The organism is Vibrio sp. ER1A (assembly GCF_000733315.1).
Lineage (GTDB): Bacteria > Pseudomonadota > Gammaproteobacteria > Enterobacterales > Vibrionaceae > Vibrio > Vibrio mediterranei.
In genome coordinates this window covers 258,056-272,589 of the sequence record NZ_JPJA01000093.1, presented here as the reverse complement: position 1 = coordinate 272,589, position 14,534 = coordinate 258,056, and the positions used below count along the sequence as shown (strand labels likewise).

The following is a 14,534-nucleotide window of genomic DNA, read 5'->3' as shown; positions in this document are numbered from 1 at the left end:
TCGGTCATCATCCTTGCGACCAACGGCTCAAAGCTCACCAAGTCTATGCCTAATAGAGGCTACTTCGTGAGTTTAGATTCGATATATTGTAGCGCTTTTTCCAACACTTGCTCGATGTTTAGCGAAGTTGAATCTAGCACTAGAGCGTCATCTGCAGGACGAAGAGGTGCAACCGCACGGTTACGATCTCGGTAGTCTCGTTCTTCGATCTCGCTCAAAAGGTCGTCAAATCTAACATCTAAACCCTTTAGTTGCAACTGCTTAAAACGCCTTTGCGCTCTTTCTTCTGCACTTGCATCTAGAAAGATTTTTACTGGTGCTTCAGGGAAAACAACAGTTCCCATATCACGACCATCGGCAACCAAACCAGGCTCGACATTAAATGCTCTCTGACGACGTAGCAGAGCTTCTCTTACGCGAGGCAGCGCTGCGATTTTTGATGCCGCATTGCCAGTTTCTTCTTTACGAAGTTCACCTGACACATCTTCACCTTCAAGGATCACTTTAACCAGTTCTCCTTCAGCGACAAACTGCACATCTAAGTGCATCGCCAATGGGACTAGCGCGTCTTCAGACTCAAGATCCACGCCATGATGAATTGCAGCTAACGCTAAAACGCGGTAAATCGCCCCAGAATCCAGTAAGTGATAGCCTAATTTCTCAGCTAGCAACATACACAGTGTGCCTTTGCCAGCACCACTTGGTCCATCCACAGTAATCACTGGTGTGTTTGAGGACATGTTTTACTCCACGTAGTCTTTTCATAAGCTCGACTTTGAAGGTCCAACTCATTTTTGTTCTTAATTTTACGGCGCAGAATTATATACCCAATAGCCTCAAGATGCCATTTTCTTTACCTTCAAACATAAAAAAGCGCCAACAAATAACCTTGTTGGCGCTCTATTCACTTAATGTGTTTATACGATTGGTTTTTGGCCGCGGCTAATCAGTTTTAGTAGCACGTTATCGGCAGCCTCGCCTGCTACGCCTGCCAGTTTATCGGTGATCTTTTTCTTTTGAACATAGTGGATAGACAATACGGTTTTGTCCTTACACGCTTCGATAACAATATCATCCGATGCTTTAATTTCATCCACCAGCCCTAGCTCTTTGGCTTGAGTACCAAACCAGTGCTCACCCGTCGCAACTTTATCCAAGTCGAGAGCCGGACGATGTTCGCGAATAAAGTCTTTAAACAGACCGTGCGTTTCTTCTAGTTCTTGTTTGAACTTGTCACGAGCTTTATCCGTGTTTTCGCCAAACATTGTTAGCGTACGCTTGTACTCACCCGCTGTAAGCTGTTCAAATTCGATATCATTTTTCTTCAATAACTTATTGAAGTTCGGCAATTGTGCAATCACGCCAATAGAACCAACAACAGCAAATGGCGCTGAGACAATCTTGTCAGCAATACACGCCATCATATAACCACCACTTGCTGCCACCTTGTCTACAGCGATAGTCAAAGGTAATTTCGCGGCTTTAATACGGTCAAGCTGCGAAGATGCCAAACCATACGCATGAACCATACCGCCACCGGATTCAAGGCGTACTAATACTTCGTCACCATCACGCGCTACAGCCAGAATCGCGCTCACTTCTTCACGTAGCGATGCCACTTCTTTCGCATCAATGCTTCCGTTAAAGTCGAGAACGAATAGGTGTGGTTCGCGTTTGCTATCAAGCTCACCATCTTTTGACGCTTTCTTAATCTCTTTCTCGCGCTGCTTGGTTTTCTCTTTTTCCGCTTTCTTTTCTGCTTTATCACGAGCTTTGATGAACGCGTCATCGTGTAAGTGGTGTTCTAATTGCTCTACTGTTTGTTTACGTTGTTCAGTTAAGTTAGTGATTTCAAGTTCGCCTTTTGCGCCACCAGAGCGTCCACCAACTGACTTAGCAATAACCAACAACGCGACAATCGCTACGACAACAGTCACGATCTTGGCTAAAAATAATCCGTAGTCTAATAAAAATTCCAATGTGTTAATCCCCTGTACGACGAATTAGTGTATTGTAACCATCTTGTCACGATTACCAAGAATTATTCAAAACTAAGGAAGTGTTCAGTGGAATATTCAACCGCTCCTGAGGCGCTAAAAGGTAAAGTTATTCTAGTCACAGGCGCTGGTGCCGGCATTGGTCGCCAAGCTGCTTTGAGTTATGCCGAACATGGCGCAACAGTCATTTTATTGGGTCGTAATGTTAAGAATTTAGAGTACCTCTACGACGAAATTGAGAATGCAGGCTACCCACAACCCGCTATCATCCCGTTAGATCTAAAGGGTGCGACTAAGCAGAATTACATCGATATGGCGGAAACGATTGAAGAGCAATTTGGAAAACTCGATGGCATTCTCCACAACGCCAGCGTCTTGGGCACATTAAGCCCTTTCGATCAAATTGACGAAGAGACCTTCGACGACGTGATGAAAATTAACGTCAAGTCTGAGTTTCTGATGACGCAAGCCTTGCTGCCTGCACTGAAAAAAGCAGAGGCAGGACGAGTAATCTTCACTTCCTCTACCGTTGGCCATTCAGGTCGTGCTTTCTGGGGCACTTATGCGATCTCTAAGTTTGCAACAGAAGGCATGATGCAAATTTTAGCGGATGAACTTAGTGATACTGAAATTCGAGTCAATGCAATCAACCCTGGTGCTACACGTACTCGTATGCGTGAAAAAGCGTATCCAGGAGAAGATGCCAATACGCTAAAAACACCGAAAGATATTATGCCATTGTATCTACACCTGATGGACCCTAGTGTCACCGACGTTAATGGTCAGTGCATTGACGCTCAGCCAAAGCGAGTGGTTAGCTAATATTTTTCCATGAATCCGTCATTCTCAGTAGATCTAAGAATGACGGGTATTCACCATTTGCATCAGCGACTCACATTATGATGCTCAGACAGAAACTCCCCTGCCATTGCAAAACCGTGCTCATAATCTTCCATTATTTGGTCTTTCTGGCTCAGCAACCCTTTTGACGATAATTCATGTTTCGGTTGAATGTGCCATAGGTTTACATCCTCCGGTGGTGATAACAGAAACTGCTCCACTTCTGCATGATTAGCATAGTGAGACACCAACATATCCAAATGACTTGTACCGCTGCGACTGAAAGGTACACGCTTGTTTTGAATGTCGATCAGTCGGCTAAGCTTTTCTTTGTCTTGGATCCAATTAGATAACTTAAGTTTATCGGCCGCTTTGAGTTTGTTCTGCTCTCGGTAAGATTCCAAGCGTGGTCCTGTTAAGCGTTGATAATCCGCTTTAATGCTCTCTAACTTCTCAGAAAAGTTCTTATGGAACTCTGACAACTTTTCCTTGGTACCCGAGATTTTTAAGTGGTTGATGTGAATATCCAACCCAGCTTCAAGCTCTTTCTTCCACTTATCTAGTGAATCTTTTACTGACGCAGTCACCGCATGTTGCTGTTTCGGCTGCGGAATGGTACTGATGACTACCATGTTGTTTATCCCTCGACGGTAAGACTCTTCTACTGGAATAGTCGCAGATACACCACCATCGACCCATTTTTTGCCATCAAATTCAATGTCATGATAATAGAGCATTGGAATGGCACAGGTCGCTCTTAGTACATCAAACCAATTCTCCGCAAAAATCGGATAGTAGTAATCTTTAAGCTCTTCAACATCGGTAATACAAGCGAGTGCGATTCTATCCTCACCAAGGTACTGCTCACCCTTAGCAAGATCCAAAGGAAATTCACCACTGTTTACAAACTCAAACGCCCAGTCCAAATCCATTGGCTGCTGTTTTTGTAGGAACTTATTGAAGTCGAAAAATCGGTCTCGGGTAGTGTAATTCATAATAAAATCTAGCCCTAGACCACGTTGCTTAGTGACAAAAGAAGAGACATTCAATGCCCCTGCCGATGTGCCAATATAGAGTGAGAATGGGTCAAAATTCACATCGATAAATTTATCAAGTACACCTGCAGCAAACGCCCCTTTTTGGCCGCCTCCTTGTACAATCAACGAGTATTTTTCATTTTGTTTGAACACGACCACTTCTCCTATCCGAACCGACGATGGCGCAATCTTCCTTTGAGATTAAAATATTTGCTCTAGTCTGAACACTGCTTTTTTCGTGTTTTTTGTTACCACTAAATTCGGCTAACGCTTTGTTTATGTTAACTGTCTCCTAATATTCGTGTACCTCCTGATAATACAAGGCTTGCAGCGGTTAAGAATTATTATATACTGTATATATATACAGGTATTTATTATGCATGAATTGATTAGCGAATTACAAAGTAAACAATTGATTTGGAAAGGCGCAAGAGCCGAGTCTTTCAGTGAGTGTCATTCAACAGGGTTTGCTGAATTAGATCGTCGTTTAGGTGGAGGCTTCCCAACTTCTGGTGTTATTGATATTCAATCACCCCTTGGTATCGGTGAACTGAGACTATTGATGCCCTACGCACAAGCACAAACAACAGAACGACTTCTGGTGTTCATCAACCCGCCTGGTTATCTATGTGCGGAATACCTATACGCTCAAGGAATTGATCCTGCCAAGATCTTGTTGATTTACCCTGAGTCAGGGAAACACGCACTCTGGGCAGCAGAGCAATGCTTAAAGAGTGGCGCATGTTGTGGTGTCTGTTTATGGCAAGATGGACTCGAAATCCATCAAGCAAAGCGCTTACAAGTAGCTAGTGAAGTCGGACACTGCTTACAGTTCTTATTTAAGCCAGCCTTATCCGGAACCACATCACAAGTATTCTCACTACCCGTCTCCTTGAGTTTGAATTTGACTCCTCATGAAACAGGGCTTTCCATCTCTATCACTAAACGTAAAGGCGGCTTTGTTCGAGACAGTTTTGTTATTGATATGAGCACTTATTGGCCTGAGTTAACACTTTCTACAAAACCTCATACTTCTACCGTGATTCCTTTCCCAATGCAGCAACAAGGATAAGTGGAACAACGATGTTACTGTGGTTATATTTGCATTTCCCGACTCTGCAACTCGACACTCTATTTTATAATAAAGACAGCCACCATGATGCTGATGTCGCTGTTGCTATCGTCGATGGTCGCCGCCATGAAGTCATTCAAGCCAACCAGTATGCCTTTGAACAAGGTGTTAAATTAGGGATGGGGCTTGGTAGTGCAGCCGCACTTTGCCAGGATCTTCAAGTACACCCATACGACCCAGAAATGGAAGCTAACCGGTTGAATGATATCGCTCAATGGTTGTATATGATCACCTCTGATATTTGCCTATTTCCGCCTAATGGATTGTTAATCAAAGTAACTAATATGCTTTCACTCTATGATGGCATCGACAATTATTGGTCGACTCTATACGCACACCTTAGCCATCTTGAGGTTCAAACGTTTTACTCTACAGGCCAGTCACCTTTCAGTGCGATGTTAATGGCAAAGCAAGGTAAAAACTGGATTGAGCCACAGCTCACTCATCTGAAACAAGCCATCCTGAGCTACCCCTTAACATGTACTGAGCTACCTAATAAACAAGTAGAGAAACTACAACGAGTCGGCATTCAGACCATCGACGATTTACTAGTACTACCTTTACCTGAAGTAGCAAAACGTTTTGATATCGACCTCGTCAACTATGTAGGAAGACTGACTGGCCAATTTAAGCATCCTGTGGAGTTTTACCACCCTGCAGAGCACTTTAGCCAATATCTGGAGTTGCTGTTTGATATTGAAAATATCGACTGGCTGCAAAAACCATTGACGCGGTTATTCAAGCAATTAGAGGTATTTTTGAAGCTTCGTGACAAGGTCGCGTTTGAATTACAGCTCACGTTACATCAACGAGATCATGGCGATAAGCCTGTGACTTTTCATTCCGCTCAAGGCGATTACCTGGCCACGAAATGGCAAACACTTTCTAGGTTAACTTTGGAGAGTATCCAGCTTGATGGTCCCGTAAATGGCTTAACGCTTTCTATCGTTCGAGCTGAAGAAACTCAGGTGAATGAACACGATCTCTTTGATGGTGTGAAAGGAAGTCAAACTAGCCTTGAGCTCATATCGACCTTACAAGCCAAGCTTGGCTTACAAGCGGTCACATCCCTCAAGCTCACTGACGATCCAAGACCTGAATTTGCCACCCAACCTATGACGCCAACAGCCAATGATAAAGCCGAGGTAAATACCTACTTACTCAAAAAGCTCCGCCCTAGCTTGCTCTACCCTAAGCCAGTTTTATTAGAGCAGCGTGTTTCTGTCATTTTAGGGCCAGAGAGAATCATCAGCGGTTGGTGGGATGGTAATGACATTAAGCGTGATTACTACGTTGCTCGTAACGAACAAGGACAATGGTTGTGGTTGTTTCGAACCGAAGATAAACAGTGGTTTATTCATGGGTTATTCAGTTAGTCCGGAAAAGTAAAACAGATATGAAATACGCCGAATTATTTTGCCAAAGCAACTTTTCGTTTTTAACCGGTGCTTCTCATGCTGAAGAGCTAGTATTGCAAGCAGAGTTCTTACAGTATTCCGCTATTGCTATTACGGATGAATGCTCCGTCGCAGGTGTAGTGCGGGCTCATACCGCCATTAAGCAGCATGGTCTATCGCTAAAACAAATCGTCGGTAGCATGTTTTGGCTCAATGATGAGTGTCAGTTCATTTTGCTTAGTCCAACACGGGAAGCCTACGCTGAACTCTGCCGTATTATCACGAATGCTAGACGGCGCTGCGAGAAAGGCGATTACCAACTATCAGAATGGGACATCATGTCATTACGTCATTGTCTTATTCTATGGCTACCGACAGGCAGAGAGTCTGATGTGAGATGGGGTCGCTGGTTGGTACAGTATCACCACCAGCGTCTTTGGATTGGCTTACAACGTCACCTAACTTCCAATGAACATCGCTATATACAACATTGCGAGACACTGTCTGTTGATTTTCAGCTCCCCATTACCGCTTGTGGTGGCGTTTTGATGCACACCGCAACTCGGCTTCCGCTGCAACACACATTAACCGCGATAAAACTCAATACCTCTATCGAAAAAGTATGCAGTCACTTACTGGTTAATACCGAGCGAAGCTTAAGACCCAAAACTAAATTGGAGAAACTGTATCGCTCTGAGTGGTTAAACGAGAGTGTATATATTGCAAGCTTATGTGAGTTTAAGCTCAGCAAACTTCGTTACGAATATCCTAGTGAGCTTATCCCTAACGGCAAAACACCAATGGGGTATCTCAGAGAGTTAGTCGAGCGTGGTAAAGCACAGCGATTCCCCGAAGGACTGCCTTCACATGTGGAGCAAACTATTAATAAAGAATTAGCCTTGATTGAGGAACTGGATTATCCGTTTTTCTTTCTCACTATTCATGACATCGTCATGTTTGCCAAACAACAAGGCATTCTTTACCAAGGACGAGGTTCAGCGGCGAACTCTATCGTCTGTTACTGCTTAGAAATAACCGCTGTTGATCCGAGACAAATCTCGGTCCTGTTTGAGCGTTTCATTAGTAAAGAACGTAATGAGCCGCCCGATATCGACGTTGATTTTGAACATGAGCGCCGCGAGGAGGTAATACAGTACATCTATCAAAAGTATGGACGAGAGCGTGCTGCCCTTGCTGCAACCGTGATCTCTTATCGTTTTAAAAGTGCTGTACGTGATGTAGGTAAAGCCTTAGGGGTTAGCGACACTCAACTCGACTATTTCATCAAGAACATCAACCGCCGTGATCGCTCACAAGGTTGGCAAGCTCAACTTATCGAGCTAGGGCTGAAGCCTGACTCACTGAAAGGTCAGCAGTTTATTGAACTCGTCAATGAGATCACAGGTTTTCCACGGCACCTCTCGCAACATGTGGGTGGATTTGTCATTTCATCAGGGCCACTTTATGAATTGGTTCCAGTAGAAAATGCCGCCATGGCTGAACGTACTGTCATTCAATGGGATAAAGATGACCTTGAGAGCCTTGGTCTACTCAAAGTCGATGTCCTTGCCTTGGGAATGCTAACCGCAATCCGCAAATGTTTTCAGCTGATCAATAAACACTACGGTCGAACACTGACCATTGCAGACATCACTCGCCGACAAGATGATCCTAATGTGTATGCCATGATTCAACGCGCCGACACTATTGGCGTATTCCAAATCGAATCACGAGCACAAATGAGCATGTTGCCACGTTTAAAGCCCGCTACGTATTACGATTTGGTCATTCAAATTGCCATTGTGAGGCCCGGGCCGATACAAGGGGATATGGTTCATCCCTTTTTGAAACGTAGAAACGGAGAAGAAGCCATTTCTTACCCTTCCAAAGAAGTCGAATCTGTCCTTTCTCGCACCCTAGGGGTGCCTATTTTTCAAGAACAGGTCATCAAGCTTGCGATGGTTGCAGCAGGATTCACTGGCGGTGAAGCGGATCAACTACGCAGAGCCATGGCAGCTTGGAAGAAAAATGGCGATTTATTTAAGTTTCGCTCTAAATTGATTCAAGGTATGCAGGCCAAAGGCTATGAGACCGAATTTGCCGAGCGACTATTTGAGCAAATATGTGGATTCGGTGAGTATGGCTTTCCGGAAAGTCACTCAGCCTCTTTTGCTGTGCTTGCTTATTGCAGCGCTTGGCTTAAACACTATTACCCAGATGCTTTTTATACCGCGTTACTCAATAGTCTGCCTATGGGCTTTTACAGCTCATCACAACTGCTCCAAGACGCTAAACGACATCATGTTTCTATTGCCCCGGTGTGCGTCAATTACTCGCAATACCATCACTATTTAAGATCGACACCACAAGGCCTAGTACTACAACTTGGCTTTAGACAAGTTAACGGGCTCAGTGAATCGAGTATGCAACGCCTGCTACAACATAGGCCTCGCGAGGGCTTCACGACAGCCACGCAAATTAAACAGCTTGGCCTGAATCGTCGTGAGTTGGAAATACTCGCTTCAGCCAACGCCCTGAAAGCCATATCAGGGCATCGTTACGCTACACGATGGGCGATGATGGATAATTTACAGGATTTACCCTTGTTTAAAGCGGAGAAGAGTGATGATTCGTCACTCCCCCACCAGCCATCGCCAATTGAAGATATGTTAGAGGATTTCTCTGCAATGAACGTGTCCCTCAATCAACACCCCATCACCCTCTTAGACCAAGCAGGCAAATTAGGACGCTTTACTCGTATGCGGGATCTTACTTTGAAGCCACACAAGTCTTTGGTCACCGTAGTGGGTACTGTCACTGGAAAACAGTCACCAGGCACCGCAGCAGGCGTGACCTTTTTTACACTCGAAGATGATACCGGCAATATTAATGTTGTTGTTTGGCAAGCCACCGCAAGAGCTCAGAAAAAACAGTACCTCACCGCTAAAATCCTTAAGGTGAAAGGGATTTTAGAACGTGAGGGGCAAGTCATCCACGTAATAGCTGGACGCTTGATCGATATGACCGAGCAACTTTCTGATCTTAAGATACAGTCAAGAGAGTTCCACTGATTGCAAATCATAAAACGAAAAAACGGGAGCTATTGCTCCCGTTTTAAATCATATTGAATCATAGATCCGCTTCGACTGCCGCTTCCGTACGTCTTTTCTTCCATTCCTTGAAAATGAGTAAACTTAACGTCATTAAGACCTTAGAAGTTAACCAAATCATTCTGATGGAACAACCTTTAGCTGGTAGTTAAAATTTATTTATGACTCTTATGGCTTTTGACCATAATACAACCAAATTATAGCTTATTTTTAACGTACAGCGTAATTTATTTTGCGATGCGAAACAATTACAATGTCTCTCGCATACGGTCTTGCACAACTTCAACCAGTAAATCAGGTTGAAACTTAGAAATAAAACGGTCACAACCGACTTTCTCTACCATCGCATCATTAAAGCTACCACTGAGCGAGGTATTCAAAGTAATAAACAAATCTCGCATTCTAGGATCACTTCTAACTTCATGCGTTAGTTTGTAGCCGTCCATTTCCGGCATTTCTGCATCTGTAATCATCATCAACAGTTCATTACATACATCAACCCCCTCATCACACCATTGCTTGAGAAGGTTGAAAGCCATCGCGCCATCGAAGCACTCAATGATCTCGACGCCAAGCTGATCCAATGTGCCTTTCACTTGATTACGAGCCGTGGAAGAGTCATCAACGATAAGAATTTTTTTACCTGACAAGTGAGGTAATAAGCTGCGGTCAAGGGTATGCTCAGAAATCGACACATCGTAGTCGATGATCTCTGCTAGTACTTTTTCAACATCAATGATTTCAACTAGATTGACTTGCTGATTCTCTTCAACCTTAGTGATCGCAGTTAAGTAGTTTGCACGACCGACTGTACGAGGCGGAGGTTGAATCTCTGTCCAAGCAGTATTAACGATATTCTTCACTTCACCAACTAAAAAGCCCTGAACAGATCGATTGTACTCAGTGATAATCAGGTTTTGGTCACCATCGTCTTTAGCTGGTGGAAAACCGATAGCGCGACGTAAATCAATCACCGGAACGGACTCACCACGCAGAGAAGCCACACCGCGAATACTAGAATGAGAGCCAGGAAGTTGAGTTAATGCAGGAAGCTTTAGCACTTCCTTTACTTTGAATACGTTGATAGCGAAAGTTTGACGGCTGTTAAGCGTAAACATTAACAGCTCTAATCTATTTTCTCCCACTAACTGGGTACGCTGATCTACTGAACTTAAAACGCTCGACATGAGGCTTCCTTGGCAAAACACGAACTAAAACTCTTATCTCATGTAATCGGCAGGAAGCACAAGAAGTTTACTGACTTTGTATAGAAAAGTATGACCGTCTACAAAAATGGTGAAAAGCCTTATCCTTCAATCACTTTCATCAGCAGCAAGCCATCATATAGTGCTTGTTTCACCAAAGCGGCTCCCGGCATTGTTGCTTGTTTATAAAAACGAGACTCCACAAGTTGTAGATCTTGAGTATAAACAGGGAGGCTTTGCTCTGCGATACAACGCTCTATGGCGGGATATAAAATCGATTTCGCTTGATTGATAACGCCACCAATCAGTACCTTTTCAGGATTGAAGAGGTTGATGACAATAGCAATTGCAGAACCTAAATGTTCACCTAGTTTCTCTATCACCCCGATCGCTAAAGCGTCACCATTCGCCGCCGCTTCACAAATAGCTTCGACTGTAATGTCTTCGCATTCAGAAAGAACCGACGCTTCGCCTTTCGCTAATCTCTTAGAGACTTCATCCCTGATAGCTTGTGAACTAGCAACAGTTTCAAGGCAGCCTCTGTTGCCACAGTGACAAGGTGCGCCGTTGCGATCGATCTGGATATGCCCTAACTCACCAATATTACCGTGACGACCTTGTAATACACGACCATCTAATATGATTCCGGCACCTAGCCCGTGGTGAATTGAGATTAACACTGAGTTATCGCAATCTTGAGAGTGCCCAAAGAGGTTTTCCGCCAATGCCCACGCCCGGGTATCATTCGCTACGAAAACAGGCAATCCTGTTGCTTTAAAAATTTCCTCGCCAATGTTTAAGCTCTTTACATTGTAATGAGGCATTTGCAACACAATGCCTTGATCGGAATTCACCAAACCGGGCAACGTCAACGCAATACTGGTGACACGATCAAGTTGCTCATTGTAACTTTCAAAGAAGTCATCAATTTCATAAAGCAGTCTCGCAAGTACATCTTCCTGATCCACTTCATGAATTTCTATTTTGGTATCGATAAGAACGTCGCCGCCAAGCTCGTGCAACGCGATAGATAGGTAGCCTCGCCCCAACCGCATGGAAAGGAACTGCCAACCTTGATTGTTGGTTTGCAATCCAACAGCTGGACGACCTCGACTGGTCGCCTCCTGAACGGTGGTTTCGTGTATTAGGTGTGCATCAATAAGTTCACGAGTGATTTTAGTAATACTAGCCGGAGCCAAACTACTGAGTTTTGATAAATCGATTCGCGAAATAGGCCCAAATTGGTCTATCAGTTTATACACACGACCAGCATTGATCTGCTTGATATGATCAATGTGCCCGGGTTGAGCCATGTACATTTTGCACTCCAAAAAACAACAACCTATTAATTTTTTTACTTTGCGAAGTAATTGTGAAGTAGTTTAATGGATTGCCGTGACAAATATCACGCATATAGATGAATCTTTGGGGCTCAAATCACCATACGACATTGATTGGCAAAGGCATCAATAAAATCTGACGTATAAAAAACAATCAATAGATGATTAAAGAGCTGTTAACAATATCAGCGCTTTTTTCACGACGAACAATAACTAACCTGTTTGAGATGGCAGCCAAAGGTCAGACGTTTCTGAAGCGTTTACTTGAGTGATACTTGCAAGATTATAACGCTCGACAAAACGGAATCCAGCATCGAGCCCAAGTTGATAGTCATGTAGAATATCCTCAGGATCACTCATTAAAGAAGCGGTTTTTAAAGCAACTTCTGGAGCAATTTGTAGTACGTAGCAGTCATCAGGAGGGGTTTTCAAGAACTCTTGAGTTAACGCATATGTTTGGTAATGCACCATGAGCATATCGGCTAACCCAGAATCAAACTTTTCTCCGAATAAATGACTGAGACGGTAAATATCTGCAGCTCCGAACAGCCATCGACCACCGTTAATTAGGTTGAGATGTTGTGCATGCTTACTTTCCTGAGCTTTTAATATTTGGCTATCAAAAAAGCCATTCCAATCATTAGACCAACTTTGTATTTTTTCTTGCCACTGTAGCTGTAAGCCGTTAAGTGACTCCCTGAACCAAGTTGGCGGTTCGGTAGCAACGGGTTGATCATCCACCACTGGAGTTTCTTCACCACCACACTCTTCTGTTCGAATCACAACTATCGTGCGGTTCTCTTGTCGCCACGCTTCTTGAACGGGTATTGACGCAGACACCCCTCCATCGATGAATGCTTGTCGATTCAATGTTACCGAACCCTCAAATAAATTGGGAATCGCACTTGTGGCCATCAGCACTTGATACCAATTATCTTGCAACATTGGGAAATAGTGATCTTTGAGAGTCGAAACATCGGTGACCGCTGCGAATGCTCTTCGCTGACCAATGACCCTTCGCCCCATGTCGATATCTAACTTATACGGATACTCACAAATTCTGTCGAGCGCCCATTCTAAGTTGAGATACTGTTTGCGACGAATAAAGCTAAACAGATTAAAAAACTGTGGATTGGTGGTAAGGTCGAGAATAAAAGATTTGCCAAGGCCGGCTTGTCTAGAAAGGTAAGCGCAAATGTTTAAAGCGCCAGCTGAAGTCCCGTAAAACTCATCAAATGGGTCAAAATTAGACAACAAAAAGGCGTCTAGCACACCAGATGTGAAGATACCTCGCTGGCCTCCTCCCTGTGCAACTAACGCCGTTTTACCGCCAATATATTTTTGTAACTGAGCATCATCTATGACGGTTCGGGTATTGGTAATTAACCCAAGATTCGCCATATAAATCTTATGCAGTTAGGATAGCGATAAGTCCAAACGCAACAATGGTGCTGAACGCAACCGTCGTGATCGTCAGAGCTAGTTTAAGATCGTATTCCATAACACCTCCAGTTGTAACATTTTAATTACTATTGTGACATACAATTACAATATACAGGTAACCACTTCAAATTTATGACGTTAATGTCACACTATAATTAAAACTAGTACATCCCAGACGTGAATTGTAGCCAATCAGTTCTTATTTATAGGAATGCAAAAATGACATACAGGTTCTTACTGCTCCCCCTTGCCACAACACTCTTAAGCTTTTCCAGTTGTGCCAATGTCATTGTGACACCGTTTATTGGCTACTCGATGGGAGGTGCTGCCGAAAACGGCAATGGTGAGAGTTATGATATTTCTCCATCGGCAAATGCAGCATTAGCAATTGAGTTTCCGTTCCGCAATGGACGAATGGGTGTCTTTTACTCTCAGCAAGACTCTTCATTAGATACCTTAAACTTGGACTCTCGAATTCAATACCTCCAGTTTCAAAGTAGCGCCGAGTATCGAGTTAACGACCAAACCTCTACATATATCGGAGCAGGGCTTGGTGCCTCTCATACTTCTGGGGAGTGGGCTAAGTCACACACTGGATTTGCGGCAAGTATATTTGGTGGAATGGAGTACCATCTAACCAAAAACCTCGCTTTAAACGGGCAGATTCGCTGGCAAGGCACCGTAGTGAGCAACGAAACTATATCTATTTGTAACTTGCCGACAGAAGATCAAAGCTGTCTTATCGGCTTTAAAACCAATTGGATGAATCAGTTTCAAACCAACTTTGGCATCAGTTTCAGATTTTAACTCAATCATTAACACCCTTGATACATTATGTGAACTATTATGCTACATCGCGATATATAGCTAGATAAAATCACAGGAAATTTTTAAGAATATTTCACTAAATTTTATTGAAGTAAAAAGAAGTAGAGAGAGTGACACCTCCAACACCTCAACATATAAAGCCAGCAAAAATATATATATCAGCATTAATCACTAATAGACCAATCAACCCCGCACAGTGAAATCT

Annotated in this window: 12 protein-coding genes; 5 read left to right on the top strand and 7 right to left on the bottom strand. The window is 43.5% G+C overall.

Features of this window, described 5'->3' with window-relative positions:
- Positions 1 to 59: 59 nt before the first annotated feature.
- Positions 60 to 740, bottom strand: coding sequence for a (d)CMP kinase (cmk, locus tag HW45_RS22815; RefSeq protein WP_031496510.1), 681 nt, complete (start codon positions 738 to 740; stop codon positions 60 to 62).
- Positions 741 to 917: 177 nt separating this feature from the next.
- The gene (gene sohB, locus HW45_RS22810; protein WP_038230006.1) at positions 918 to 1,979 is read right to left on the bottom strand and encodes a protease SohB; all 1,062 of its coding nucleotides are present in this window, start codon (positions 1,977 to 1,979) and stop codon (positions 918 to 920) included.
- A gap of 87 nt (positions 1,980 to 2,066) precedes the next feature.
- On the opposite strand from sohB, the gene HW45_RS22805 reads away from it, so the two are divergent.
- Positions 2,067 to 2,819: a YciK family oxidoreductase gene (locus tag HW45_RS22805; protein WP_038230004.1), complete on the top strand. Its 753-nt coding sequence runs from the start codon at positions 2,067 to 2,069 to the stop codon at positions 2,817 to 2,819.
- Positions 2,820 to 2,881: 62 nt separating this feature from the next.
- On the opposite strand, the gene HW45_RS22800 is transcribed toward HW45_RS22805, so the two are convergent.
- On the bottom strand, positions 2,882 to 4,027 hold the full coding sequence (locus tag HW45_RS22800) for a patatin-like phospholipase family protein (RefSeq protein ID WP_038230002.1): 1,146 nt from the start codon (positions 4,025 to 4,027) through the stop codon (positions 2,882 to 2,884).
- Between the two features lie 223 nt (positions 4,028 to 4,250).
- Between HW45_RS22800 and imuA the strand changes: the two genes are divergently transcribed.
- Genes imuA through HW45_RS22785 form a run of 3 tightly spaced genes read left to right on the top strand, consistent with a single transcriptional unit; the run spans position 4,251 to position 9,474 of the window.
- Entirely contained in the window at positions 4,251 to 4,946 is a 696-nt protein-coding gene (gene imuA, locus HW45_RS22795; protein WP_038230000.1) for a translesion DNA synthesis-associated protein ImuA, read from the top strand.
- An 11-nt stretch (positions 4,947 to 4,957) separates the two neighbouring features.
- Positions 4,958 to 6,382 (top strand): Y-family DNA polymerase, encoded by a 1,425-nt coding sequence (locus tag HW45_RS22790; RefSeq protein ID WP_038229998.1) that lies wholly within the window; start codon positions 4,958 to 4,960, stop codon positions 6,380 to 6,382.
- 20 nt (positions 6,383 to 6,402) lie between these two features.
- Positions 6,403 to 9,474 carry an error-prone DNA polymerase gene (locus HW45_RS22785; protein WP_038229997.1) on the top strand — a complete coding sequence of 1,024 codons (3,072 nt, stop codon included), beginning with the start codon at positions 6,403 to 6,405 and terminating at the stop codon, positions 9,472 to 9,474.
- 287 nt (positions 9,475 to 9,761) lie between these two features.
- On the opposite strand, the gene HW45_RS22780 is transcribed toward HW45_RS22785, so the two are convergent.
- From HW45_RS22780 to cydH, 4 genes are all read right to left on the bottom strand, one after another.
- On the bottom strand, positions 9,762 to 10,700 hold the full coding sequence (locus tag HW45_RS22780) for a chemotaxis protein CheV (protein WP_038229995.1): 939 nt from the start codon (positions 10,698 to 10,700) through the stop codon (positions 9,762 to 9,764).
- A gap of 119 nt (positions 10,701 to 10,819) precedes the next feature.
- Positions 10,820 to 12,037, bottom strand: coding sequence for a sugar metabolism global transcriptional regulator Mlc (gene mlc / locus HW45_RS22775; protein WP_038229993.1), 1,218 nt, complete (start codon positions 12,035 to 12,037; stop codon positions 10,820 to 10,822).
- A gap of 234 nt (positions 12,038 to 12,271) precedes the next feature.
- Positions 12,272 to 13,459: a patatin-like phospholipase family protein gene (locus HW45_RS22770; RefSeq protein WP_038229991.1), complete on the bottom strand. Its 1,188-nt coding sequence runs from the start codon at positions 13,457 to 13,459 to the stop codon at positions 12,272 to 12,274.
- 7 nt (positions 13,460 to 13,466) lie between these two features.
- Complete coding sequence (gene cydH, locus HW45_RS29385) at positions 13,467 to 13,559, bottom strand: cytochrome bd-I oxidase subunit CydH (protein ID WP_096441502.1); 93 nt, start codon at positions 13,557 to 13,559, stop codon at positions 13,467 to 13,469.
- A gap of 161 nt (positions 13,560 to 13,720) precedes the next feature.
- Between cydH and HW45_RS22765 the strand changes: the two genes are divergently transcribed.
- Entirely contained in the window at positions 13,721 to 14,308 is a 588-nt protein-coding gene (locus HW45_RS22765; RefSeq protein ID WP_038229988.1) for an outer membrane protein, read from the top strand.
- Positions 14,309 to 14,534: the final 226 nt, after the last annotated feature.